Source organism: Actinomycetota bacterium (assembly GCA_030017835.1).
Lineage (GTDB): Bacteria > Actinomycetota > Aquicultoria > UBA3085 > Oleimmundimicrobiaceae > Yes70-04.
In genome coordinates, this window is record JASEGU010000003.1 from 41,255 (window position 1) to 65,989 (window position 24,735).

The 24,735-nt window shown below is 51.5% G+C and carries 20 protein-coding genes; 2 read left to right on the forward strand and 18 right to left on the reverse strand.

The features are described 5' to 3' along the window. Positions 1 to 208: 208 nt before the first annotated feature. From QMD53_01595 to tyrS, 4 genes are read right to left on the reverse strand one after another with little or no spacing between them, the layout of a single operon-like run. Positions 209 to 1,522, reverse strand: coding sequence for a folylpolyglutamate synthase/dihydrofolate synthase family protein (locus tag QMD53_01595; protein MDI6799371.1), 1,314 nt, complete (start codon positions 1,520 to 1,522; stop codon positions 209 to 211). Positions 1,523 to 1,527: 5 nt separating this feature from the next. Then, complete coding sequence (locus tag QMD53_01600; GenBank protein ID MDI6799372.1) at positions 1,528 to 4,173, reverse strand: valine--tRNA ligase; 2,646 nt, start codon at positions 4,171 to 4,173, stop codon at positions 1,528 to 1,530. 16 nt (positions 4,174 to 4,189) lie between these two features. Next, on the reverse strand, positions 4,190 to 4,396 hold the full coding sequence (locus QMD53_01605; GenBank protein MDI6799373.1) for a hypothetical protein: 207 nt from the start codon (positions 4,394 to 4,396) through the stop codon (positions 4,190 to 4,192). Between the two features lie 18 nt (positions 4,397 to 4,414). Further along, positions 4,415 to 5,641 carry a tyrosine--tRNA ligase gene (gene tyrS, locus QMD53_01610; protein MDI6799374.1) on the reverse strand — a complete coding sequence of 409 codons (1,227 nt, stop codon included), beginning with the start codon at positions 5,639 to 5,641 and terminating at the stop codon, positions 4,415 to 4,417. Between the two features lie 143 nt (positions 5,642 to 5,784). Between tyrS and QMD53_01615 the strand changes: the two genes are divergently transcribed. After that, positions 5,785 to 7,992, forward strand: a complete 2,208-nt coding sequence (locus tag QMD53_01615; GenBank protein ID MDI6799375.1) for a PBP1A family penicillin-binding protein — start codon at positions 5,785 to 5,787, stop codon at positions 7,990 to 7,992. 15 nt (positions 7,993 to 8,007) lie between these two features. Here QMD53_01615 and QMD53_01620 read toward each other — a convergent pair whose 3' ends face one another. Next, positions 8,008 to 8,961: an NGG1p interacting factor NIF3 gene (locus QMD53_01620; protein MDI6799376.1), complete on the reverse strand. Its 954-nt coding sequence runs from the start codon at positions 8,959 to 8,961 to the stop codon at positions 8,008 to 8,010. 171 nt (positions 8,962 to 9,132) lie between these two features. Between QMD53_01620 and QMD53_01625 the strand changes: the two genes are divergently transcribed. Beyond that, positions 9,133 to 11,172: a copper-translocating P-type ATPase gene (locus tag QMD53_01625; protein MDI6799377.1), complete on the forward strand. Its 2,040-nt coding sequence runs from the start codon at positions 9,133 to 9,135 to the stop codon at positions 11,170 to 11,172. On the opposite strand, the gene QMD53_01630 is transcribed toward QMD53_01625, so the two are convergent. From QMD53_01630 to rnr, 13 genes are all read right to left on the reverse strand, one after another. Further along, complete coding sequence (locus QMD53_01630; protein ID MDI6799378.1) at positions 11,156 to 11,452, reverse strand: hypothetical protein; 297 nt, start codon at positions 11,450 to 11,452, stop codon at positions 11,156 to 11,158. The genes QMD53_01625 and QMD53_01630 overlap by 17 nt on opposite strands. A 60-nt stretch (positions 11,453 to 11,512) precedes the next feature. Then, positions 11,513 to 12,088 (reverse strand): DNA-3-methyladenine glycosylase, encoded by a 576-nt coding sequence (locus QMD53_01635; GenBank protein ID MDI6799379.1) that lies wholly within the window; start codon positions 12,086 to 12,088, stop codon positions 11,513 to 11,515. Between the two features lie 21 nt (positions 12,089 to 12,109). Further along, a complete protein-coding gene (gene polX, locus QMD53_01640; GenBank protein ID MDI6799380.1) occupies positions 12,110 to 13,828 on the reverse strand; it encodes a DNA polymerase/3'-5' exonuclease PolX in 1,719 nt (572 codons plus the stop codon). 33 nt (positions 13,829 to 13,861) lie between these two features. Next, a complete protein-coding gene (gene argH, locus QMD53_01645) occupies positions 13,862 to 15,253 on the reverse strand; it encodes an argininosuccinate lyase (GenBank protein MDI6799381.1) in 1,392 nt (463 codons plus the stop codon). After that, entirely contained in the window at positions 15,254 to 16,456 is a 1,203-nt protein-coding gene (locus tag QMD53_01650) for an argininosuccinate synthase (GenBank protein MDI6799382.1), read from the reverse strand. A 20-nt stretch (positions 16,457 to 16,476) separates the two neighbouring features. After that, positions 16,477 to 16,905: an ArgR family transcriptional regulator gene (locus tag QMD53_01655; GenBank protein ID MDI6799383.1), complete on the reverse strand. Its 429-nt coding sequence runs from the start codon at positions 16,903 to 16,905 to the stop codon at positions 16,477 to 16,479. After that, a complete protein-coding gene (gene argF, locus QMD53_01660) occupies positions 16,902 to 17,843 on the reverse strand; it encodes an ornithine carbamoyltransferase (GenBank protein MDI6799384.1) in 942 nt (313 codons plus the stop codon). The genes QMD53_01655 and argF overlap by 4 nt, the downstream gene beginning before the upstream one ends. Continuing rightward, positions 17,840 to 19,009 (reverse strand): acetylornithine transaminase, encoded by a 1,170-nt coding sequence (locus QMD53_01665; GenBank protein ID MDI6799385.1) that lies wholly within the window; start codon positions 19,007 to 19,009, stop codon positions 17,840 to 17,842. Before QMD53_01665 ends, argF begins: the two co-directional genes overlap by 4 nt. A gap of 44 nt (positions 19,010 to 19,053) precedes the next feature. Continuing rightward, positions 19,054 to 19,914 carry an acetylglutamate kinase gene (gene argB / locus QMD53_01670; GenBank protein MDI6799386.1) on the reverse strand — a complete coding sequence of 287 codons (861 nt, stop codon included), beginning with the start codon at positions 19,912 to 19,914 and terminating at the stop codon, positions 19,054 to 19,056. A gap of 20 nt (positions 19,915 to 19,934) precedes the next feature. Then, positions 19,935 to 20,237 carry a hypothetical protein gene (locus tag QMD53_01675; GenBank protein MDI6799387.1) on the reverse strand — a complete coding sequence of 101 codons (303 nt, stop codon included), beginning with the start codon at positions 20,235 to 20,237 and terminating at the stop codon, positions 19,935 to 19,937. Positions 20,238 to 20,264: 27 nt separating this feature from the next. Further along, the gene (gene argJ, locus QMD53_01680) at positions 20,265 to 21,482 is read right to left on the reverse strand and encodes a bifunctional glutamate N-acetyltransferase/amino-acid acetyltransferase ArgJ (GenBank protein MDI6799388.1); all 1,218 of its coding nucleotides are present in this window, start codon (positions 21,480 to 21,482) and stop codon (positions 20,265 to 20,267) included. 31 nt (positions 21,483 to 21,513) lie between these two features. Beyond that, positions 21,514 to 22,557 carry an N-acetyl-gamma-glutamyl-phosphate reductase gene (gene argC / locus QMD53_01685; protein ID MDI6799389.1) on the reverse strand — a complete coding sequence of 348 codons (1,044 nt, stop codon included), beginning with the start codon at positions 22,555 to 22,557 and terminating at the stop codon, positions 21,514 to 21,516. A 105-nt stretch (positions 22,558 to 22,662) separates the two neighbouring features. After that, complete coding sequence (gene rnr / locus QMD53_01690) at positions 22,663 to 24,723, reverse strand: ribonuclease R (GenBank protein ID MDI6799390.1); 2,061 nt, start codon at positions 24,721 to 24,723, stop codon at positions 22,663 to 22,665. Positions 24,724 to 24,735: the final 12 nt, after the last annotated feature.

Consider the following 24,735-nt stretch of genomic DNA (forward strand, 5'->3'; position numbering starts at 1 on the left):
ATGCCCTTGTAATCAAAATATCAAAAGAGGATGGATGACTCAACTAAATAGAACAGCTTGTTGAAACCATTATCGGCTTGAGTGATGCTTTGCTTGGAGGTTGAGGCATTAGAATAGATAATTGGTCAAAAGATAGCCGATAAGGAAGAAGAATAGGCAGAAAAAGAAGATTGCTATCAGGTTTTTTGACATTCCATTGCCTCTCTTCTTACCCTTGGTCGAAGGAGCGTGATTGCTTTCCAAAAGAGCCCCCTTTCCTGATGGCCGCCTTGGCTTCGGCGACGGTCGATAGCGATCCCGTTACGCATATAACATCCGAAGAAGCCGATCTTGCCAGGGCCATCTCAATGGCCGATTCCACGTCTTGAGCAAAGAGGACTTCTCTTTTGCGAAGTGAGCGAGCCAGCCTCTCGGGCTGAGCAGAGCGCTGGTTATTATTCTTGGTCAAGATGAATGAGGCATCGAGCAAGGCGAGTTCGCTCAAGATGCCTTCAACATCCTTGTCGTCCAATATTGCCAGTATGAACTCAAGCTTATCATATTTAAACCCGCTTTTTAGTGATTTTACGAGTTCTTTTGCCCCGGCTGGATTGTGGGCGCCATCAAAGATTATGGTCGGATTTACGGAAACGATCTCGAGACGTCCGGGAGACCTTGCGTCTTTAAGGACCCTTTTCGTAAGCTCAATATCGAGCGCTCTATTCAACGTCGCTTCGGCGGCTACAAGGGCCAAGGCGGCATTCTTCATCTGATGTTCACCAAGCAAGCTCGTTTTGAGATCTTCGTAGTTGCCATAGAGCCCTTTGACCGAAAAAGCACTGGCCGTAGCCACAAGAAAGAAGTCTTCACCAAGAGCCTTCAGCTTAGACCCCTCTTTTCTTGTGCGCTCCTCGATGACCGGCCTTGCTTGCGGACATAGGTCGCCGACCAGGGCCAAGGAGCCCTCCTTAATTATGTGCGCCTTTTCGAAGGCGATCTCTGCCACGGTATCACCGAGACGATCGGTATGATCGAGGGCCACATTGGTGATGACCGAGACTTTGGGTCGACAAACGCTGGTCGCATCCCAGCGGCCGCCCATTCCGACCTCAAGGACGGCCAGATCGACCTCGGCCTCTTTGAAGATTAGAAAGGCGAGCGCCGTTGAGAGCTCAAAGTAGCTCAAAGAATCCGGGTAAATCCGTTCGTTCAGCCTCTCGACGTAGGGCTTTAAGTAAAAGACGGCTTTATGGAAGGTCTCCTTATCGATCTCTTCGCCCGATATCTCATATCTTTCGGTCGGAGATATCAGATGGGGTGAGGTGAAAAGACCGGTCTTCAAGCCGTGGGCCGAAAGAAGGAGAGAGAGTATTCTCGAGGTCGAGGTCTTGCCGTTGGTGCCGGTAACTTGGATCGCGTCATATCCTCTATGGGGAGAGCCCAGTTCAAAAAGGAGAGCTTCGATCCTTTCGAGGCCTGGATTTATCTCATTATATCCGAATGAATTTAGGTAACTTAAGGCTTGGTCGAAGTCGATTGACATGGCCGCTAGCTTCCAAGCTGGCCGAGCTGGCCAAGCAATTTATCCCTCTCATAAAGAAGTTCGGCCTCTTTGGCCTCTTCTTTTGCAACGATCTCCTTTGGGGCCTTCTCGATGAAACTCTGATTTTTGAGTTTTCCCCCTATGACTTTGAGATCATCTTCTATCGCCCCAAGCCTCTTTGAGAGGCGTTCTTTTTCAAGATCGATATCTATTAGCCCCTCCAAAAGGACATGTATCTCAAATGGGCCTTCGACGGCAACAGCCGACTTTGCTGGAATCTCGATGCCCCGTCCTATCTTCACCGTCTCCACATTGGCCAGGGTCTTTATATAAGAGAGCATGCTGGCAAAAGGTCCCTCCAGAAGATCCTCTTCACACTCGATTCTGACCTCGATCGATTTTGAGGGTGGTATAGAAAAACTCGCCCTTATCGATCTTATGGCCACAATGATCTTCTGGACCAGCTCAAAATCGTCCTCCAGTTTCGAATCGACCTTAAATTCAAAACTTGAAGGCCAGTCGGAGATCATTATGCTCTCTTTCGAAAATTCAAATCTTGCCCATATCTCTTCGGTTACAAAGGGCATAAAGGGATGCATAAGCCTCAAAAAGCTCTCCATTATGGTCCATAAGACTGATTGAACGGTATTTCTTTGAAGGTTGGTCTTACCATCCTCGCCGATGGAATAGAGGCTCTCTTTGGAGATCTCCAGATACCAGTCGCAGAATTCGCCCCAGAAGAAGTCGTATATCCTCTTTGCCGTATGGCTTAAATTGTATGATTTAAAATCGGATTCGACCCCTTCGATGAGGCTGGAAAACTTGGATAATATCCAGCGGTCGGCAAAGTCGAATTCTGGAGGTAAGTCCCTAGAGTAGCCCTCCATATTCATGATGACGAGCCGTGAGCCATTCCAGATCTTGTTGACGAAATTTCGGCTCATCTCGAGCTTCTCTTCAGAAAATCTCATGTCCTGGGCTTGCGACTGAATTATCAGACCGAATCTGGTAGCATCGGTGCCATACTTTTCGATCAAATCCAAGGGATCTACGCCCGTTCCAAGCGATTTGCTCATCCTTTTTCCGTCGATCGTCATAACGGTGGGATGGACGATCACGGTCTTATAGGGCACATCGCCCATGAATTTGAGCCCCATCATGTTCATCCTGGCCACCCAGAGATATATGATGTCTCTGGCCGTGCTAAGGACCGAGGTGGGATAGAAGAATTTTAGGTCTTCGGTCTCACTTGGCCAACCCATGGTGGCAAATGGCCAGAGAGCCGAGCTAAACCAGGTGTCCAAGACATCTTCGTCTTGAATCAATTCGCTTGAGCCACATGTGGAGCAACTCGATGGGGTTTTGAGGGTAACCGTGATTGCCCCGCACTCGCAATACCAGGCCGGGATCTGATGACCCCACCAGAGCTGACGGGAGATGCACCAGTCTTTGATATTTTCCATCCAGTCAAAATAGACCTTCTCCCAGCGTCTGGGGGAGAAGACTATTCTGCCTTCCTTTACCGCCTCGATGGCCGGCTCGGCCAAGGGTCTCATTTTGACGAACCATTGATCCGAGAGATAGGGTTCGATCACGGTGTGGCAGCGGTAGCACTTACCGATTGTGTGGGAGTGTGAAACCGACTTGTCTAAAAACCCAGCCTCTTCAAGATCCTTTAAGATTGCCTTTCTTGCGCTATATCTGTCCAGGCCCAAATAGGCGCCGCCATCTTCATTTATCTTGGCATTGGGGGTAAAGATATTTATCATCTCAAGGCCGTGGCGCTCACCCATCTCAAAGTCGTTCATGTCGTGAGCCGGGGTGACCTTGACGGCTCCCGTTCCAAATCCCATCTCGACCGCCTCGTCGGCTATGACCAGTATCTCACGCCCTACCACGGGCAGAATCAGGGTTGCGCCTATATATTTTTTGTAACGGGGGTCATCTGGATGGATGGCCACGGCCACATCGCCGAGCATAGTCTCGGGCCTGGTGGTCGCGACGGTTATGTGATCTTTGGCCCCCTTGACGGGATATTTTATATGCCAGAGGTAGCCCTCGGTATCCTCGTGTTCGACCTCGATGTCGGATAAGGCGGTAAGGCAGCGGGGACACCAATTGATTATCCTGTTGCCTCGATATATGAGACCATCTTGGTAAAGATCTACAAAGACTTTCTTTACGGCGGTCGAATAAAGCTCATCCATGGTGAAACGTTCCCGGCTCCAGTCGCAGGAGCAACCCATCCTTTTCAGTTGGCCAATTATGGTGCTGCCATATTCTTCCTTCCACTTCCAGACCCGTTCAATGAAGCCGTCGCGGCCTAGGTCCTCTTTGGTCAGACCTTCTTTGGCCAGTTCTTTTTCGACCACATTTTGGGTGGCGATACCGGCATGATCCGTGCCGGGCAGCCAGAGGACGGCTTTCCCCTCCATCCTGGCCTTCCTTATCAGAATATCTTGGATGGTATTGTTTAGGGCGTGACCCATGTGGAGCGATCCGGTCACATTGGGCGGGGGGATTACGATGGTAAAGGACTCTTTTGACGGATCCGCCTCAGCGGTAAAATAGCCTTCCTTGAGCCACCCTTCATACCATTTACTCTCAACATCATTGGGCTCATAGCCCTTGCTCAGCTCATTCTTTGACATCTACGCTAAAACCACCTTAGGATCCATCTACCGGTTCATCGTCCTTCCTCATCTGTTCAACCTGGATCCGGCCCTCTTTGAAGGAGTCGAGAAGGCGCACCGCCAGGCCGTCGTCGCCCCTTCTGGCCTTGGGGGAATCGCAATTCTCTTCCTTTCGTCCAAGGATGCAGGCGCCGGCCACCTCAATATACCATTTGCAATTCTTACACCTGGAACTCTGCATGGTCTTTCCCTTTTAACTTTATTTATCCCTTACAAGCCTGGCAAATCTCCGCTTGCCAACCCTTATAATCTCTCCGCCCTCGACGGTTATTTCGGCATCAGTCGATGATATCACCTTATCGCCCAGACTCACTCCGCCCTGCTCTATCAGTCTCCTCGCCTCGCCGTTGGTCTTGGCAAAGCCCAAGTGGGTGATGAGTTTGACTATCCATATCTTGCCATCTGAGAAAAGGCCTTTGTCGATTATTATCTCATCTATCTCGGATGGTAAATCGCCAAGTTTGAAGATGGCGTCAAATTCGGCCTCAGCCGCCTCGCCCGCCTCTCTGCCATGATAGATCTGGACAACATTTGAGGCGAGACGCCTCTTGGCTTCGGCCGGATGGACGGTCTCGTCTTTGAGGCCCTTTTCTATCCTATCTATCTCTTCGACTGAAAAGGTCGAGGCCAGTCTGAAGTATTTGATCATTATGCTGTCTGGCACCGACATTACCTTGCCGAACATATCGTTTGGGGGGTCGGTCAGACCGATCTGGTTGCCCAGGCTCTTGCTCATCTTCTGGACGCCGTCCGTCCCCTCCAAGATGGGAAGAGTCAAGACGACCTGAGCCTCTTGATGGTATAACTTCTGCAGATCACGACCGGCCAGCATGTTGAAGGTCTGGTCGGTCCCGCCTATCTCTATATCTGATTTGAGCATAACCGAATCGTAACCCTGCATGACAGGATAGAGGAACTCATGTAGTCCGATGGGTGAATTCTCGCGATAACGCTTGGCAAAGTCATCCCTCTCCAAAAGGCGAGCTACGGTAAATTTTGAAGTTAATTTGACCACATCCGAGAAGTTCATCTCGTTGAACCAGCGACCGTTGTAATCTACGACTGTCTCGGTCTCATCCAATATTTTGAAGGCCTGACTGGTATAGGTGATGGCATTCTCTCTCACCTCATCCGCACTGAGTTGGGGGCGGGTAACCGATTTAAGAGAAGGATCCCCTATTTGGGCTGTAAAGTCCCCGATAAGAAGGATTATCTTATGACCCAAGTCCTGAAGCTCGCGAAGCTTTCGAAGTGGAACCGCGTGGCCCAGATGAAGATCGGGCGAGGTGGGATCGACTCCGTACTTCACCGTCAAGGGCTGATCCTTATCGATGGCCCTTTTCAGTTTGGCCCTGAGATCTTCTAAGGGCAGGACCTCTTCGAGTCCATTCAATATGATTTCAAGCTGCTTTTCGAGACTTAGCATCGGCTCTTTCCTTCGCTTAGAATGGAAAAAATCTTACCATAGTCGTCTTTGGCCTGTCCAACTTGAAAAACCTTAAATCCTTAAGGTTATTTGATGGATTGTGATATAATTTCAACATAAAAAAGAGCGTGCTAAAGAGGGATATGTATCAGGCAAAGCGGGTTAGTAAGACCGATTCCAAAAAAAGAGGAACCCTTCGCATAAAGAAGTTCTTCTTCATAGCGTTTCTGGCCTTTCTCGCCCTCTTTTCGATGGGGGTCGGCGTCCTCTTCGGCCTTGCACAAGAACTACCCCGCCTTGAAGCGCAGACGCAGAAGGCAACCGCCCAGACTTCGAAACTCTATGACGTAAACGGCAAGGTGATTGCCGGTCTTCATGCCGAACAGAATCGCGTTCTTATCCCCTTGGATGATATGCCAGATGACATCAAGAATGCGGTTATCGCCATTGAAGATGAACGGTTCTACAAGCATATCGGGTTCGACCCCATAAGGATAATCGGGGCGCTGCTCGCGGACGTCAAGGCGGGAGGCCGTCCCGTTCAGGGAGCAAGCACCATAACCCAGCAATACGCTAAGAACATGTTCCTGACGGCCGACAAGACCATAGAGCGCAAGCTGAAAGAGCTCCTCTTGGCTTATCAACTCGAGAGGCGATATAACAAGGATAAGATCTTAGAGAAGTACCTAAATACCATCTATTTCGGCGCCGGCTGCTATGGCATTGAGACCGCTTCGGAGGCCTTCTTCGGCAAGCCGGCCAGTCAGATGAGTCTGGCCGAATCGGCCCTCTTGGCCGGCGTCATCAAGGCACCCAACACCTACTCCCCTTACAAGGATTCCAAGAGAGCTAAAGAGAGGCGCGACCTTGTCCTGACTCAAATGAGAAAGCTCGGATTCATCACCAAGAAAGAAGAGGCGGCTGCCAAGGCTACCCCGATCAAGGTATATGAGCTCAAGATGGGGAGCAGCAAGGCCCCCTATTTTGTCGAATATGTAAAGCAGAGCCTCTTAGACGAGCTCGGAGAGAACGCGGTCTTTAAAGGTGGGCTCGAAATCTATACCACCTTGGATCTGGACATGCAGACCTATGCCGAGGAAGCTATCTTGACCGCCCTAAATAAAGAGGGGGACCCGAGCGCCGCTTTGGTGGCCATAGAGCCTAAGACCGGCTACATAAAAGCACTTGTTGGTGGGAAGGATTTCAGCACTCAGAAATATAACCTGGCCATCCAGGGAATCAGACAACCCGGTTCATCATTTAAGACCTTCGTCCTTACGGCCGCCATCGATAAGGGCTGTTCGCCGAGTAGGATATATGAATCCGGTCCGATAACTTTTCAGATGCCCGGTCAGGACTGGAATGTAACCAACTATGACGGTGGCTCAAAGGGGCCCATAACCATTAGGCAGGCGACAATCCTCTCGGTCAACGGGGTCTATGCCAGACTGATAATGGACGTCGGCCCCGAAAACGTTGTCAAGATGGCTAAAGAGATGGGGATAAAGACCGACCTTAAGCCCTACCCCTCGATAGCCTTAGGAGCACAGAACGTCAGTCCGCTCGAGATGGCTTCGGCCTACGCCACCCTGGCCAATGAGGGAGTCCGTTGTGAGCCGATCGCGATACTTAAGGTTCTGGACTCGGGGGGTAAGGTCTTAAAGTATAATAGCATCAAACAGAAGGATGCCGTCAATCCGGCCACCGCTTACCTGGTAACCAACATCTTGCAGGACGTTATAAGAGCAGGCACCGGGAGACGGGCAAGCATCGGCCGGCCGGCTGCCGGCAAGACCGGAACCGCTCAGAGATATCAGGATGCTTGGTTTGTCGGCTACACGCCAGATCTTGCAGCGGCGGTCTGGGTTGGACATCCCGAAGGTTCGATACCGATGAGAAACGTTCATGGCATCAGGGTAACCGGCGGTTCATTCCCGGCTCAAATATGGGGCAAATTCATGTCTAATTCTCTGGCCGATACCCCAAAGACGGCTTTCGCCGGCCCCAAGGGTGGGGTTACAAGCGCAACCATCTGCCCCGAAAGCGGCTTTCTTCCAAATGAATTTTGCCCGAATCCAACCAGTGGAAGCTTCGTCAAGGGAACGGTGCCGACCAAAAGATGTAAGCTCCATGTGGGCCTGGTCCTCTCCGATGTTGCTGGTATGCGGGAAGAGGTGGCTGTAAGCCTCTTGACCGAAGAGAAGTTTCTGGTCAAGAGAAGCGAAGAGTATAGTGAAGGTGTCGAAAAGGGAAGGGTCATCAGTCAAAGCCCCGCCGCCGGCACCACGCTTAAGGAAGGATCCGAGGTCAAGATAGTCGTCAGCCTCGGACCCGAAGAAGAGTCCGGTTAAGGATACATTTAAGGCTTACTTCCTCTTGACCCTAACCAGTCCAGAGCAGGCAAGAACCTCGACTCCCCTCTTCTCTATCTCATCCAATATCAGATTTAAACCCAGATTGTCGCTGGCTATATGGCCGGCTATAACCACGTTTACGTGATGCTTCTCGGCCTTCTTCTTGAGTTTATCGCTCATGTGCATTCCGACCACCGTGCCCACTCCAGCGTCGGCCAATTTCTCATAGATATCCTCGGGCCCCTCTGTCCCTCCCGTCATATCTACCACTACCCGTCCGGCCCTCTTATCGCCGTCTCCAATCAGGATGGTCGGCCCAGCTCCCATCCGGGCCGCCTCTTTATACTCATCTATATTCTTTAAGAAATCGACAACATCCTTGACCGTGTATGGCTTGGCCTCGTCGAGTCCCTTTTGAAGATAGGCGGTTACCATATTGTCGGAAGGTGTGTGGATGTTCATGAAAGGGATGCCAAGAAGCTTTGCCGCATCGATGGCCCGGTTGTGGTTGACCGGCATGAGTGAGCGTGCTACCTCTTTCATCCTCTTGTCGATCAGAAAATCGGCCACATTTATCGGCACGCCTTCCCGGTGCCAGATGTCGGCCTGCATCTTCATGACCTCTGAGAGACCGGCAAGGGCGCGCCCCTCCGGATGGTGGGCCAGAAGAAGATCTATTCCTTCGCCCTTTTCGTTGAGACGATCGGTCAGAACCACTTCGCCTACCTCGATGTCGATACCACAAATTAGCTTTTTTACCTCGGCCTGAGCGTCTCCAAAGAGTATCCTGGTGTCGGAGTAGGGGTTGGTCAGGCTCTCTTGGTCAAAGATAGCCCTTTCGCCCTCCTCCATCTTCTTAAAATTCTTTTTGGCTTTGGACAAAAGCCGGTCTATCTCATCTTTACCTCTGGGGTCAGCCTCCATCCCCATCTTTAAGGCCAGATCGTATATCTCCTTTATCTTCACCTCTTCCTCCATATCTACATTCTCTTGATTAACTTGGACTTGTTTGAAATATTAATATAATCATACTTATGACGAGCCTTAAGTCAAGATAAGCCAGGCTTGGCTTTCGGCCGGTTTGATGAGGCCGGGCTCTTGATATATTGTGGAGTAAGCAGATTGAGGGGGTTTTTGATGGATGAGTCCCATGAACACTCTGAGATAAGTCATAACGCCCATGTCGATCGGGCCCATAAAAGCGATGTTGACCATTCTTCCCACAAGGGGCACGGGGCTAACCACCGGGGCAACATGACCAAAGATCTCAAAAATAGATTCTGGGTATCCGCCCTTCTTACCATTCCCATACTACTATTATCCCCCTTAATTCAGAATCTATTCGGTTTTAGTCTTGTTATAGCCGGAAGTGATCTAATCCTTTTTATCTCCTCCAGCGCTATCTTCTTTTGTGGCGGCTTCCCTTTTTTGACTGGATCTGTCGAAGAATTGAGGCGAAAAGACCCCGCCATGATGACCCTAATCGCTTTGGCAATATCGATTTCGTACATCTACAGCTTGGCCGTGCTCTTGGGTTTTGAGAGTGAGCCCTTCTTCTTCGAGCTTGCCACCTTGATTGATATCATGTTGATAGGCCATTATCTTGAGATGAAGTCGATCATCTCAGCCGGAAAAGCCCTTGAGGGACTGGCCAGGCTGCTTCCAGATACGGCCCATCTGATTAAAGGTGGCAAGATGACCGATATCAGAACCAACGACTTAAAGCCCGGTGACCGCATTCTGATCAAGGCTGGCGAAAGGATCCCCGTCGACGGCCTCGTCCTTGAAGGCGCAAGTTACGTCGATGAATCGATGCTAACCGGCGAATCGCTCCCCGTAAAAAAGGAGGCCGGCAATAAGGTCGTGGCCGGATCGCTTAATGGAGATGGGGTGATGGAGGTCAACTTGGAAAAGAGCGGAGAAGGTACCTATCTAAACAAGGTTATGGAGCTCGTAAGGGAGGCTCAGGCCAGCAAATCGAGAACCCGCCGCCTAGCCGACCGGGCTGCTAGATTGCTGACTTTTATAGCCATCATTTCGGGCTCTTCCACGTTCATCTTCTGGTATTTGAATGGACGAAGCCTGAGTTTTGCCGTCGAGAGAATGGCCGCCGTCATGGTCATAGCCTGCCCACACGCCCTAGGTCTTGCCATACCGCTCGTAAGCTCAATCTCCGGGGGATTGTTGGCAAAAAAAGGTCTGATTATAAAAGATAAAGCCGCCTTCGAGGAGGCCAGAGGGGTAACCGCTGTCCTCTTCGATAAGACCGGCACCCTGACCGAAGGCACGTTTGAAGTGATCTCGGTGAATATTATCGACGATTCATTCGATGAGACGGCTTTAATCGGTCTGGCCGCCGCGCTCGAGGAGAAGTCGGAGCACCCCATCGCCAAGGCCATCTTAAAGAGGGCATTGGCCTTAAGCGTCAGACCGAGCGCGGCGGCCGATGCTCAGGTCATAAAAGGGGTCGGGATCAAGGGGTTAGTTGACGGCCGAGAGGTTATGCTGACAAGCAAGAGATATGCTAAGGAGCACAACCTAACCTTAGCCAACGCTGAGGATGAGGGGGCCGAAACTCTCGTCTATGTGATCGTCTCCGGACGCCCGGCTGGCGTAATAAGCCTGGCTGACCGGATTAGGACTGAGTCCTACCGGGCCATCGAGAGCCTTAAGGCTGCCGGAATAAAATCTTTTATGCTGACAGGGGATAACGAGAGGGTTGCTAAAGCAGTCTCGGCTGAGCTGGCCTTAAACGGTTATTTTGCTGAAGTGCTCCCTCACGAAAAGCGAGATAAGGTGATTGAGCTTCAGGCTCAGGGAGAGATAGTAGCCATGACAGGAGATGGAATAAATGACGCACCGGCCCTTTCAACGGCGAATGTGGGGATAGCTATAGGTTCGGGAACCGAGATTGTGGCCTTGGCAGCCGACATAATCCTGGTCAAAAGCAGGCCGAGCGATGTTCCCCTCCTCATCTCGTTCTCAAAGAAGACTTTCGGTAAGATGATCGAGAATCTGGTCTGGGCAACCGGTTATAATGTGATCGCCATACCGCTTGCAGCCGGCCTTCTGATCGGCAAGGGCATCCTTCTCGCGCCTGCGACCGGCGCCGCCCTCATGTCTCTCTCGACGATCATAGTCGCCGTAAATGCGCGCCGGCTTAGTGTGGAAAGATGATTTCGCCCAAGAGAAAGATGAGCACAAAGAGTCCTATTCCCGTCGAGATGACGACCAAAACCGCCCTCTCCCCCTTGTAGATCATCGAGAAAGTCCCCGCAAAGAAAGCAACGAGACCGAAGAGGGCCGCAAACAAAAATGGTATCGTAAGATAGAGGTTGTCGAAAAACCCCGCTCCTCCCCGCTCTCCCATCGAGACCATCGAGAATAATACGACCATGCTGAGCAGAAAGAAGAGGATTGATATGATAGATATCCTTCCAGGGCGCGTCTTGGGCATAAAAATCCCTTCTTTAAGATCAAGAACGATTCAATTGTAACACATGGCTTGCGATTTATGTCACTTCTTCGAAACGTGAGAACTGGCCTTTATATAGAACCTTAAGAGGGACTCCTTGCCATCTGAAATGCCGATCCTTGTCGTGGAGACCATCTCCCCCACCTTAAGACCTTCCTCCACGATAAAGAGGTCCTCGCCCGTCAGAGAGAAACCGTTTAGCTCAAGACCTATCCCCATGGCCTGGGTCAGTCTGGCCGGCCCGCTCGCGATATCTGTCTTCTTTACATGGCCCCTGCGCTTAAGCATAATATCTACCCCCTCAAGGGGCTCAAGCGCCCTGACGAGGACGGCTCCAGCCACCCCATCTTTTTCGGTTACCACATTGAAGAGGTTGTGCATCCCATAGCTGAAGTAGACATAGGCAAATCCGGATGGACCAAACATTATACTGCTCCTTGGCGTACTTCCTCGATGAGCGTGGCTTGCCGGGTCGCCTGGGCCCAGGTAGGCTTCTGTCTCAACGATCATCCCGGAGGTTCTGCCGTATGTATCGACTCTGACCAGGACTTTGCCGAGAAGATCCCTTGCCACCATTGCGGTCGGCCGCTCATAGAAGTCTTTCTCAAGACGCTTCACTCGGTTTTTATCCCCTTTACGTCAATTCTTCTCCAACATCGATAGCATCACGTTCAAGGGATGGGCATTGACAACATCTTCTCTGGTCAACCAGCCTCGCTTGGCTGTGGCTACCCCGAAAAAAATATATTTGAGTTGATTTAAGTTGTGGGCATCGGTGTCTATCGCAAACCTTGCCCCAGCTTCTTTGGCCTTCTTGAGGTGCTCATCCTTTAAGTCGAGCCTTTCAGGAAGGGAGTTGAGTTCCAGGAGCGTCCCTGTCTTTGCCGCAGCTTCAAAGACCCGGTCAAGATCGAGCTGATACGGGGGCCGCTTGCCAAGAATCCTTCCGGTCGGGTGACCGATGATGTCGATGTTTGGATTCTCCATCGCTCTTATCATCCGCGCTGTTAGTTCATCCTTGGCCATAGAGAAACCGCTGTGGATTGCGGCGATCACGATATCAAACTCCTCCAAGAAGTCGGTCTCAAAATCGACATCTCCCTCGAGCTCGATGTTGAGCTCAATTCCCTTTAGGACCCTGAAGTTATCGATCTTTTCGTTGACCAGATCTATCTCCTCAAATTGTCGCTTAAGGTCATTTTTGGTAAGCCCCCTTGCCACTTTAAGCCCCTCGGCGTGATCGCTTATCGCAATGTATTCATAACCCAAATCCTTAGCTGAGGCGGCCAGCTCCTCAATCCTATTTAGCCCGTCGCTATAGTTGGAGTGGACGTGAAGATCGCCCCTTACATCACCGATTTCGATCAGCTCAGGCAGACTGCCCGATAGGGCCGCCTCTATCTCTCCCTTGTCCTCGCGCAAAGTCGGGTCCATCATCTTCATGCCGAGCACCTTGTAAATCTCTTCTTCGCGCCGGCCGCCCAAGCGCGTGCCCGTCCCTGCATCGAATATCCCGTATTCACTTATCTTATAACCCCTTCTCTTGGCAAAATCCCTCAAGCGGACGTTATGCTCCTTGGAGCCGGTGAAGTATTGCAGGGCCGAGCCGTATTCATTGGGCGAGACGACCCTTAAGTCCACCTGAAGTCCGGCTTCGGTCATGACTGAAGCCTTCGCCCTGCCCCTTTCGATGACCCTAAGCACCCCATCCATCTGGGTAAAATCATCGAATACTTCCTCGCTCATGTTGCTTGAGACGAGTATATCTATATCACCTATAGTCTCCTTCATCCGCCTTAAGCTTCCGGCCGAACTGATATCCCAGACAGAGTCGTTCTTCTTGAGGTGACCGATAACTTTTTCGGCCAGGGGGTAAGCTTCGCTTAAGAGAATCCTCTCCCGTGAGCGGCAGAAGTCCTCGATGGCGGCTATGATGGCTGTTTCGGCTTTCTTTCCCATCTTGGGCAGACTTTGAAGCCTGCCCTCTTTTGCCGCCAAATAGAGCTCTTCCACATCGGATATGGCGAGCTCATCGTAGAACAGCTTGGCCTTTTTGGGCCCGACATGCGGGATCATCATCAGATTCATCACGCCCCGTGGGACGAGCGCAAGAAGCTCTTCATGATAGGAGAGCCTGCCAGTCAAGAGGAGCTCTTCGATCTTTTGGGCGATGCTTTTGCCTACGCCGGGTATTTTCTCTAGGCCGCCCTCTTTATAGATCTCAACCAGGTCTTGAGTGAGACCCATGATGGCCCGGGCGGCTCGGCTGTAGGCGTTGATTTTGAAGCGGGATTCGCCAAGGATCTGAAGGATTTCCGATATCTCACCCAAAACCTTGGCGACGGTCTGATTATCCAAATCGGCTCCCAAAGAAGTGGAGGGGCCTTACGCTCAAGCGAGGTAGATCTTCTCTTCTTCCAACATCTTTTGAGCTATCTCGATCTCCTTGATTACGCTAGATCTTGAGGTTCCGCCAAAGCTATCTCTCCTATCGACCGATGTCTCGACCGAGATGAGGCTCAAAACATCTTCCTCGAAGAGGGGGGAGAACTTCTTAAGCTCCTTCAGTTTGAGCTGACCCAGCGTGATCGACTTCTCTATGCAATAGGCGACCATTTCTCCGACCGTCTTATGGGAATCGCGAAACGGCAAGCCCTTATCGGTCAAATAGTCGGCGACGTCAGTCGCAGTTAAGAACCCCTTCTCGGCGGAGGCCCTCATCCTCTCCGGCTTTATCCTGATCGAGCCCAGCATGGCGGCATAGATGTTGAGACAGGCCTTTACGGTATCGGCCCCATCGAAGAGGGCCTCTTTATCCTCTTGAAGATCGCGGTTATAGGCGAGGGGGAGGGATTTCAACGTGGTTAGAAGGTTTAAGAGATCACCAAATACCCGGCCGCTCTTGCCCCGGACGAGCTCGGCCACATCGGGGTTCTTCTTCTGAGGCATAATGCTGCTCCCGGTGGTAAAGTCGTCACCGAGCTCTATGAAGTCGAATTCGAACGATGACCAGACTATGAGCTCTTCGGAGAGGCGGCTCAAGTGAACCATGATCAAGGAGGCAGCGGCCAGAAACTCCACGATAAAGTCACGGTCGCTCACGCTATCCAAGCTATTCTCGCTAACCTTCGAGAAGCCGAGCTCTTCTGCGACGAAATACCGGTCTATAGGAAAGACCGTCCCGGCGAGTGCCCCCGAGCCTAGCGGCATGCTGTCGGTCCGGTAGCGGCAGTCCTTCAAGCGATCGAAATCCCTTTCAAGCATGAAGAAGTAGGCCATGAGGTGGTGAGAGAGGAGCACAGGTTGAGCATGCTGAAAGTGAGTGAGCCCAGGAATTATCACATCCAGATTGTTTAGGGCAAGTTCGATTAGAACCCTCTGGAGCTCGATTATCAAATTCATGATCGACTTCATCTCATCCTTCAGATACATCCTGACATCCAGAGCAACCTGGTCATTTCGGCTCCGTGCCGTATGTAGTTTGCCACCGACGGTTCCTATCTTGTCTATCAGAGCGCACTCTATGGCCATATGGATATCTTCATCGGCCGGGTCGAAGTCGAAAGCATCGGCCTCTATGTCGCGATATATTTCAGAAAGACCCTCCTCTATCTCGGCTGCCTCCTTTTCGGTGATGATGTCGCACTTGGCAAGCATCTTGACGTGAGCCATGCTCCCCTTGATATCGTAGGCGTAAAGACGGCGGTCGAAATCGAGGGATGAGGTAAACTCCTCAACCAGACCGCTGGTATTCAATTTGAAGCGTCCTTGCCAAAGCTTCATCTACCAGGCTCCCCCTCTCCTCTTTGAGGCCCAAACTTTTATTGGTAGGCCAAAGAGCTCTATGAAACCCTTGGCAGAGTCATGAGAAAAGGCATCGTCAGCATCGTAGGTGGCAAGCTTGTGTTCATAGAGCGACTCGTTGGACTTGCGTCCCACAACGATGGCTGAGCCCTTGTATAGTTTCATTTTGACCTCTCCCGAAACGCTCTTCTGACTCTCTTCGATGAAAACGGCCAAGGCCTCTCTAAGTGGCGAAAACCAGAGACCGTAATATATCAGCTCGGCATATTTCAATTCCAATTGACTCTTAAAATGGGTGAGGTCCCTTTCTAGAGTAAGGGCCTCAACCTCTCGGTGAGCCTGGGTTAATATGACGGCCGCTGGAGACTCGTATATCTCGCGCGATTTTATGCCAACCAGCCTGTTCTCTACCATGTCTATCCGGCCTACGCCGTGACCGCCTCCGATCCGGTTCAAGTCCACGATGAGATCAACGAGATTCATCCCTTGACCATTTAAACCGACTGGAACCCCTTCTTCGAATTGGATCGAAAGATACTCCGGGCTTTCCGGAGCCTCAAGAGGTGATTTGGTCCAGCCGAAGGCATCCTCGGGTGGCTCGATGGCGGGATCCTCCAAGACTCCGCATTCACAGCTTCGGCCCCAGAGATTTTCGTCTATGCTGTAGGGTGAGGATTTGGTCGTTGGAACCGGGATATCCCTCTCTGCGGCATAATTCATGGCCTCATCCCTTGTCATGCTCCACTCCCTTATCGGGGCGATGACTTTGAGCCTGGGATCCAAGGCGGCGATCGCGACTTCGAACCTTACCTGATCATTCCCCTTGCCGGTGCTGCCATGAGCTATGTGGCCACAGCGGCTCTTATTTGCCACTTCTACCAGATGTTTAGCTATCAAGGGGCGGGCAAGTGAGGTCGCAAGCGGGTACTTGCCCTCATAAGTGGCATTTGCCTTTAAAGCCTGCGCGATAAAATCATTGGCAAACTCTTCCCTCGCATCGACCACGTGTGATTCGACCGCTCCAATCTTTAGGGCCTTCTTTCTAATCTCTTCCAAATCACCAGGTTGTCCTACGTCTATGGCCAGAGCGACGACTTCAAGATCGTATTTATCCTTAAGCCAGGCTATGGCGACCGAGGTATCCAGACCGCCCGAATAAGCGAGAACGACTCTCTCCTTCAACTACTCCTCCTTGAAGTCTATTATTTAGAAATCAGGCCAGCTATTCTGACCTCAATACTCTTGGCGGTATCGGCGGTCGGGGTGACGAGAAGGATGGTATCGTCTCCGGCCACGCTGCCCAGGACCTCCCGCCAACCGAGCCTATCGAACGTGGCGGCCACGCCCGAGGCAGCCCCCTCGCTGCACTTTACCAGAACTATATTGCAAGCCGAAATGACCTCGGTGACGAATTCGTTTGCCAGTCTGGCAAACTGGAGCTCACCCTCATAGGTATAATAGCTTTCATCCGTCTTGACCAGCTTCAGATCAACGATATCTCGGCTCAAAGTTGCTTGGGTGGCTCCGATCCCTCTCTCCTTAAGTCTCTGGATCATCTCTTCTTGCGTCTTTATCTTGTATTCATCGGTCAAGGACCTGATTGCCGCCTGCCTCAGTTCCTTCTCCTTCATTTCTCATCCCCGATGAGTAGACTCAAAAGGGCCTTTTGGACATGAAGCCTATTTTCGGCCTGATCGAAGACGACCGAATGGGGGCCGTCCAAGACCGCGGCCTCAATCTCCTCGCCGCGGTGAGCGGGCAGGCAGTGCATCACAAGCGCATCTTTTTTGGCCGAGGCCAAGAGCGCCTCATTTATTTGATATGGGGCAAAAGCCCTCTTTCGCTTGATGGCCTCATCCTCTTGACCCATGCTCGTCCAGACATCTGTATATAAGACATCGGCCATCATGGCGGCCACCTTGGGATCGTTGAGCACCCTGATCTCTTGCTTAAAGTTCCTGGCCAACCCCTTGGCCACCTTTACCACCTCAATGCTTGGCTCAAAACCTTTAGGGGTCGCGACCCAGACGTCCACTCCAACCATGGCACCGCCGAGAAGAAGGGAGTGACAGACGTTGTTTCCATCTCCGATATAGGCAAGCTTGATTCCGGCCAGATGATCCCTCTTTTCGAGTATGGTCAAGAGATCGGCCAGAGCTTGGCAAGGGTGATACTCGTCGGTCAGAGCATTTACGACTGGCACGTCGGAGGTGGAGGCCAATCTTTCCAAAGAGTCTTGGCTGAAGGTGCGCATGACGATGGCATCAACATACCTGGAGAGGACCCGGCCGGTATCTTCGATGCTTTCGCCCCTCTTGAGCTGAAGATCGTTTGTGTTTAAGACCAAAGGATGACCGCCGAGCTGGGCAACTCCGGCCTCAAAGGAGACGCGGGTCCTAGTCGATGGCTTTTCGAAGATGAGGGCGACCGTCTTGCCTTCCAAAAGACGAGGCAACCTCCTTGCCCAATGAAGCTTCTTAAATTCACTCCCCTTGGCCAAAATCTTATATATCTGATCCTGGGTAAATTCGGCAAGGCATAAGCAATCCTTACCTTTGAGCCTTGTCAAATCATCTCCTCTTTTCCGCTTCTGCTCATGATTACATCCTCGAAGATATCCATCGCTAGGTCGATCTCCTTCTCCCCGATCGAAAGCGGGGGTAAAAAGCGGATTATCCTATCGCCTATGGCGTTTATTATTAGACCCTTGCTAAGGGCGCTCTTTACGGCTGCTTTTGCCCCCGGGCTGGCCAGCTCTATTCCGATCATGAGCCCCGTCCCTCTGATCTCGGTTATGCCAGAGCTCTTTGGCATCGCCTCGAGTCTCTTCATTATCTTAACTGACATATTCTTGCAATTTGTCAGTAAATCCTCTTTATCGATCACTTCAAGAACGGCCAAAGCGGCAGCGCAGACGAGAAGATTTCCACCAAATGTGGAGCCATGATCCCCTGGGCTAAAGGCCCGAGAGAACTCGTCTTTGGCGAGGAGGGCCCCTATCGGAAGGCCACCTCCAAGACCCTTGGCCAGGGTCATTATATCCGGCTCTATGCCGTAGAACTCATAGGCAAACATCTCGCCCGTGCGGCCGATTCCGGTCTGGACCTCATCGAAGATCAGAATCAGCCCCGATTCGTCGCAGAGTCTGCGGATCGCCTTCAAATAATCCTTATCACATGGATAGACGCCACCCTCGCCCTGGATCGGCTCCAACATTATCGCACAAGTCTTTTCGCTTATCGTTGAGCGCAGGGTCTCGATCTCGTTTAGGGGAATGTGCTTGAAGCCGACCGGCATCGGTTCAAACGGTCTCTGTTTATCGGGCTGGCCGGTTGCGGCCAGCATCTTCATAGTCCGGCCGTGAAACGATCTAAGGGCAGTTATTATCTCATAGCATCCTTCGCCCTTCTTGGCCTTTGAGTATTTGCGGGCGAGTTTAACCGCTCCCTCATTGGCCTCGGCCCCACTATTGGCAAAGAAGACCTTGTCAGCGAAGGATAGGCCGACAATCTTTTTTGCAAGCTCTATCTGGGGAGACGTATAGAAGAGATTTGAGGTGTGGATGAGTTTTTCGGCCTGAGCTTTGATCGCCGAGACGACTTTGGGATGGGAGTGTCCGACGCTGCTGACCCCTAGACCGCTCAAGAAATCGATATAACGCTTGCCCTCGACATCAAAGAGATAGGAGCCCTCCCCCCTCTCAAAGAGGATGGGGAGACGGGCATAGGTGTTCATATGAAATTCTTCTTCTTGCAAGAGGTAATCCTGAAACAACAAAATCACCCGCCCGTTATCATAGTCCCAATCCCCTCGTCAGTGAAGATCTCCAGGAGCAAGGAGTGGGGGGTGGTCCCGTTTAAGATATGCGCCCTATTTACGCCATCATCGAGAGCTTTCGCGCAAGCCTTTAGTTTGGGCAGCATCCCTTCGCCTAAACCGCCCTTCTCGATCATGGCCTTCGATTCGTTGAGCGTAAGCTCCGATATGAGTGAAGCCTTGTCGCTAAAATCAGCATATAGTCCGTCAACATCGGTTAAGAATATTATCTTATCGGCCGAAAGGGCTGAGGCTATCTCGGCCGCAACGAAGTCGGCATTTATGTTGTAACTCTCGCCGTCCCGGCCGACTCCGACCGAGGCGATGACCGGGGTGAACCCGTCGTCGATCAGATCTACCAAGATGTCCGAGTTTATCTTCTCCACCTCGCCCACAAAGCCGAGATCGACCCCCTCTATCATCATCTTTTTGGCCAGTATCAGCCCGCCATCATCACCGCTGATTCCGACGGCCAGTCGCCCGTGCCGGTTGATCAACTTTACTATTTCCTTGTTTGTTTTGCCGACCAAGACCATCTTGACCAGTTCCATCGTCTCCTTGTCGGTCACTCTAAGGCCGCCGACGAACTTGACATCTTTGTTCATCTTCTTCATGACCTCAGTTATATCTGGTCCGCCGCCGTGGATGATGACCGGATTGATCCCGACGTACTTCATGAGGACGATATCTGTTGCGACCGACTTCTTGAGATTCTCATCAACCATGGCGCCTCCGCCGTATTTGATGACGACAGTCTTGCCATAGTAGTCTTTGATATAGGGAAGGGCATGGACCAGAACCTCGGCCCTAAGTGCATTGTTCATATTCATAACCAAAGATTCTCCTATCCTCTGTATAGAACCCACGGCAAAAGAATGAGGGTCAGAGCCGCAAATATTATCGATAGCGCTACCATGACTATGAGGGAAGCGCCAGCCCCTTTAAAGAAGAAGACGTAGCCGAAGGGAAGCGAGATGGCGCTCCACAGGGCATCCTCGGCCCCTCTCATCAAGATAAAAATGAAATAAGTGCCGTAGAGGGCAGATGAAACCATGAGCACTAAGCCAGGCCCGCTCAAAGAATATATGGTCCATGTCAGCCAGCCGATCGAGATTGTGAGCAATGTTACCGATGTTCCCTTCTTCATGCAATCACCTTTCCAAGCGTCCGTCACTTAAGTCCGGTAGTCGGCGTTGATCTTGATGTAGTCGTAGGAGAGATCGCATGTCCAGACGACCGCCCTTCCCTCTCCAAGATTCAGATCGATGAAGAGCTTGATTTCATCCTGTTTCAAATCTTCCGACACCTTATCTTCATCGAAGCCGCTTCCTTTCCCAGCCGATACGATGACGGTATCCATCAGCTTCACATCGACCCTTTCTTTATTGAGAGCTGCTCCTGAGTGGCCGACGGCCGAGAGTATCCGGCCCCAATTGGCATCCTCTCCAAAGAAGGCCGTTTTGACCAGTAGCGAATTGGCCACCGCCATGGCCGCAAGTTTGGCCTCATCATCGCTTCTGGCATGAGCGACCTCGATCTCTATGAATTTGGTTATCCCCTCGCCATCTTTGACTACGAGCTTGGCCAGCGTCTGGGCTACGTATCTTAGGGCTTCTAAAAAGACCGGGTAGTCAGGATCGCTCGAGATTAGCTTGTCATTATTTGCCAAACCGTTTGCCATCGCCAGAACCATATCGTTGGTGCTGCACTCGCCATCGACGGTTATCATGTTGAAGGAGGTCTCGACCACCTCAGTCAAGGCCTCTTTCAAGCAGGTCCGGCAGATATCGATATCTGTGGTAATGAAGGCGAGCATGGTTGCCATGTTGGGGGCGATCATTCCGGAACCCTTGGCCATGCCCCCAATTCTGACCTCTCTCCCCCCAAAGGGTAAGCTTATGGCCATCTCTTTCTGATAGGTATCGGTTGTCATTATCGCCTCTGCCGAAGCGGCGTTGCCCCCCTTTTTTAGCTCGCCCGCCCCTTCCCTAATCCCCTCGAAGATCTTGTTTGTGGGCAGGGGCACCCCGATTATGCCGGTCGAAGCGACGATGACGTCTTTGGCCTCGACCTTAAGCGCCTCGGCTGCTACTTCAGCCATCATCTTAGCATCGCGCCTGCCCGCTTCACCGGTGCAAGCATTAGCATTTCCGCTGTTTATAACCGCAGCAGAGGCAAGCCCGTCTGCTATATTCATCCGGCTCATCTCGACCGGGGCGGCCGCCATCTTGTTTGTTGTAAATACGGCGGCCGCCTTGGCCTTCTTCTTGGAGACTATCAGGGCCAAATCCTTCTTGCCGCTCGCCTTGATGCCACAGGCCACCCCGGCCGCCAGAAAACCTAAGGGGGCCGCAACCCCGCCTTCAATCATTTTATATAGCTCATCTTCCAATTTAAGCCTCCCAGATGGATGTTCTTCTCCTTTATGGTCTTAAGCCCGCCATCTCAAGACCATCTTTCTCTTTTAGGCCGAGCATCAGGTTCATGTTCTGTATCGCCTGACCGGACGCCCCCTTGATCAGATTGTCAATGGCCGAGATGATTATCAACCGGTTCAACCTCTCATCGACGGCGATTCCGATCTGGCAGAAGTTGGAACCGCTAACCGACTTGACCTCGGGATAGTGGCCTTTTAAAAGGACCTTTACAAAATGCTCACCGGCATAGAAGCCATCGTAGACCGATATGACATCTTCCAAAGAGGTCTTCTTTTTTAGATCGGCGTAGATGGTGCTATATATTCCCCGGGAAAAGGACGCGAGATGGGGAGAGAAAGAGACCTTCACCTCAACCCCGGCGATCTTGGCGAGCTCCGCTTCCATTTCCGGTATGTGTTGATGTATGCCGCCAAGTTTGTAGGAGGTTACGTTCTCGCTGACCTCCGAGAAGTGGAGCTCCTCGCTGGCCACCCGGCCAGCTCCGGAGGTGCCGGTAAGAGCATCTATTATGATGCCGCTTGCCTCGATCAGATCCGCCTTTAGAGCCGGGGCGAGAGCTAAAATAGCCCCCGTTGGAAAGCAACCCGGATTTGCGACAAATGAGCTGGCCTTAATCATCTCCCGGTTCAACTCGGAAAGACCATAGGCCGCCTTGCCCAGAAGTGAGCCTGCGGTGTGCTCCATCTTATACCAGCTCTCATAGATATCTTTGTCGGCAAATCTGAAATCTCCGCTCAAATCGATGAGCTTGACGCCGCTCTCTAAAAGGGCCGGAACTACGTCCATCGACTTGCCGTGGGGCAGGGCCACAAAGACGAAGTCGGTCAGATCTTTTACCCGCCTGGGGTCAAACTCCTCAAAGGAGAGACCAATCAGACCGTAGAGCCCCTTGTTGAGGTCTGCAACTTTGGTGCCGATGTGACGGTTTGCGGTGACATAGCTCACCTCTACCTTTGGATGGTTTATGAGTAGACGCATCAGCTCAGAGCCGGTATAACCTGAGGCTCCAACTATTCCTATCCTAAGCATTCCATCCTCCCAGATTTATCAATAATATCGGCATAATATACACAAACCAAGAATATATGTCAATAAATATTCAATAATTTTGGAGATAGTCTCTTTTGCGGCGGCCTAGGCGACCAAAAAGTCAATCCGCCTGGATGGGATATCCACCGATATCAGCTCGACCATCAGTTTTTCTCCCAGACGGTAGACCTTGCCGAGGCGCTCGCCTCTGAGCAGAAACCTGTCGGGATCGAAGACGTAGAAGTCGTCCTTCATCCGCTTGACATGGATCAGTCCTTCGGCTGAATTTTCGAGTTGGACGAATATGCCAAATTCGGTCACCCCGGTTATGGAGCCCATAAAGACCTCACCTATCTGCTCGCTTAAGAGCTCGCACAGCTTGACATTGACCGATTCCCTTTCGGCATCTTCGGCCTCTCGTTCGGCGACGGATATGTGCTCACATATCTCGCCAAGTTCGTTTGGGAGTTCGATCAGGCCAGCCCTTTGGCTGCCATCCTTGAGGGCGTCTTTGATCATGCGGTGGACGACGAGGTCAGCATAGCGCCGTATCGGTGAAGTGAAGTGGGTATACTCTTTTGAAGCCAGACCGAAATGTGGGGTGCAATTTGGGTGATATTTGGCCTGCTTCATAGCGCGCAAAAGGAGTGAGTTTATGAGGAGCTTTTCACCTCTTGAGCTCGCGAAGTCGAGTATCTTTTGAAGGTTTTTGGGATGGGAGACCTTGCCCTTGACTGGATAATTGAATTCCTTGAGAAGCTCTTTTAACTGCAATAAGAGGTCGTAGTCTGGCTCCTCGTGAACCCGGTATATCATGGGATGAGAGAGATAGTGCATAAAGGAGGCGACAGTCTCATTGGTCAAGATCATCGCCTCCTCGATTATCTTGGTCGCTCTTGTCTTCTCCCTGATGACGACGGACTTGGGTTTTAAGCCTTCGTCTAAAATGACTTTCGGCTCGATGGTCTCAAAATTTAAGCTGCCCCGCTTAAGCCTCTTTGCCTCGAGGATATCGCTCAACTTTGCCATGGTCTTGATGAGGAAGCCGACCTCTTCGTCTTGAAAAACGCCGCTACTCAAGGAGTCATCGACCGCCCGATAGGTGAGCCTCCTCTGGCTCTTGATGAACGATTCGACCACTTCGAACTGCTCGACCTTGCCCTCATGGTCAACGACCATGATGACCGAGAAGGTCAATCTCAAGACATCTGGGTTCAAACTGCAAATATCATTGGATAGTCTTGGCGGAAGCATGGGGATGACGCGATCAACAAGATAGACGCTGGTTCCCCGGCTCCTTGCCTCCTCGTCAAGGTGACTGCCATGAGAGACATAGTGAGAGACGTCGGCAATGTGGACCATCAGCTCAAAGCGGCCGCCCTCCAGCCTCCTTACCGAGACGGCGTCATCGAAATCCTTGGCATCCTCGCCATCGATTGTTACCGTAAAGACTCGACTAAAGTCGCGCCTTTCTGCCAGCTCCTCCTCGCTTATCACACCACATATGCCCGAGGTCTCTTTGAGGGCTGGCTCGGAGAAGCTGGTTGCAAGATTGTGCTCCCTGATAATCATCTCGATTTCGATGCCGACATCATCTCTGGAGCCTATCAGCTCAACGATCCGGCCTCTTGAGACCATGTTCTTATCCGGCCACCGCTCCATCTTGACCAGGACTATCTGTCCCTCTTCGGCCCTGGGCTCCGATTTTGGATCGATAATTATCTTGGTGAATAGTTTCTTGTCTGATGGTATGACATAGGTCGTCTTCTTCTGGATGACCGCCGTACCGACGATCGTTTGGTTGGCTCGTTCGATGACGCGGATTACTTTGCCTTCGATGTTGCCCTCTTTGAACCTGCGCCCGTGGAGACCGACTACGACCTTGTCATTGTTTAGAGCGCCACCCATATCGTCCTTGGAGATATAAATATCTGGACCCTCGGTCAGGACGAAACCGTAGCCACGCCGGTTGGTCTTAAGAACCCCGACGGCGAGATTTGCGCCCTCGAGATGGGTATACTTGCCCTTCTTAGTCCTTGTAAGCTCGCCCTTACTCTCTAATTCTTCTAAGGCGATGGTCAATAGTTCTAAATCGGAGCCAAGCTTTTCTGCCAGCTCAAACTGGGTTAACGGGCGCTGGCCCTTCCTTTTGATTATGCGTAAAATATCTCCCTTAAG

Bases quoted from the DNA above. Each gene is read 5' to 3' on its own strand.
- QMD53_01595 (MDI6799371.1), bottom strand. From the start codon at position 1,522: ATGTCAATCGACTTCGACCAAGCCTTAAGTTACCTAAATTCATTCGGA.
- QMD53_01600 (MDI6799372.1), bottom strand. From the start codon at position 4,173: ATGTCAAAGAATGAGCTGAGCAAGGGCTATGAGCCCAATGATGTTGAG.
- QMD53_01605 (MDI6799373.1), bottom strand. From the start codon at position 4,396: ATGCAGAGTTCCAGGTGTAAGAATTGCAAATGGTATATTGAGGTGGCC.
- tyrS (MDI6799374.1), bottom strand. From the start codon at position 5,641: ATGCTAAGTCTCGAAAAGCAGCTTGAAATCATATTGAATGGACTCGAA.
- QMD53_01615 (MDI6799375.1), top strand. From the start codon at position 5,785: ATGTATCAGGCAAAGCGGGTTAGTAAGACCGATTCCAAAAAAAGAGGA.
- QMD53_01625 (MDI6799377.1), top strand. From the start codon at position 9,133: ATGGATGAGTCCCATGAACACTCTGAGATAAGTCATAACGCCCATGTC.
- QMD53_01630 (MDI6799378.1), bottom strand. From the start codon at position 11,452: ATGCCCAAGACGCGCCCTGGAAGGATATCTATCATATCAATCCTCTTC.
- argH (MDI6799381.1), bottom strand. From the start codon at position 15,253: ATGAAGCTTTGGCAAGGACGCTTCAAATTGAATACCAGCGGTCTGGTT.
- QMD53_01655 (MDI6799383.1), bottom strand. From the start codon at position 16,905: ATGAAGGAGAAGGAACTGAGGCAGGCGGCAATCAGGTCCTTGACCGAT.
- QMD53_01665 (MDI6799385.1), bottom strand. From the start codon at position 19,009: ATGAACACCTATGCCCGTCTCCCCATCCTCTTTGAGAGGGGGGAGGGC.
- argB (MDI6799386.1), bottom strand. From the start codon at position 19,914: ATGAACAATGCACTTAGGGCCGAGGTTCTGGTCCATGCCCTTCCCTAT.
- QMD53_01675 (MDI6799387.1), bottom strand. From the start codon at position 20,237: ATGAAGAAGGGAACATCGGTAACATTGCTCACAATCTCGATCGGCTGG.
- argC (MDI6799389.1), bottom strand. From the start codon at position 22,557: ATGCTTAGGATAGGAATAGTTGGAGCCTCAGGTTATACCGGCTCTGAG.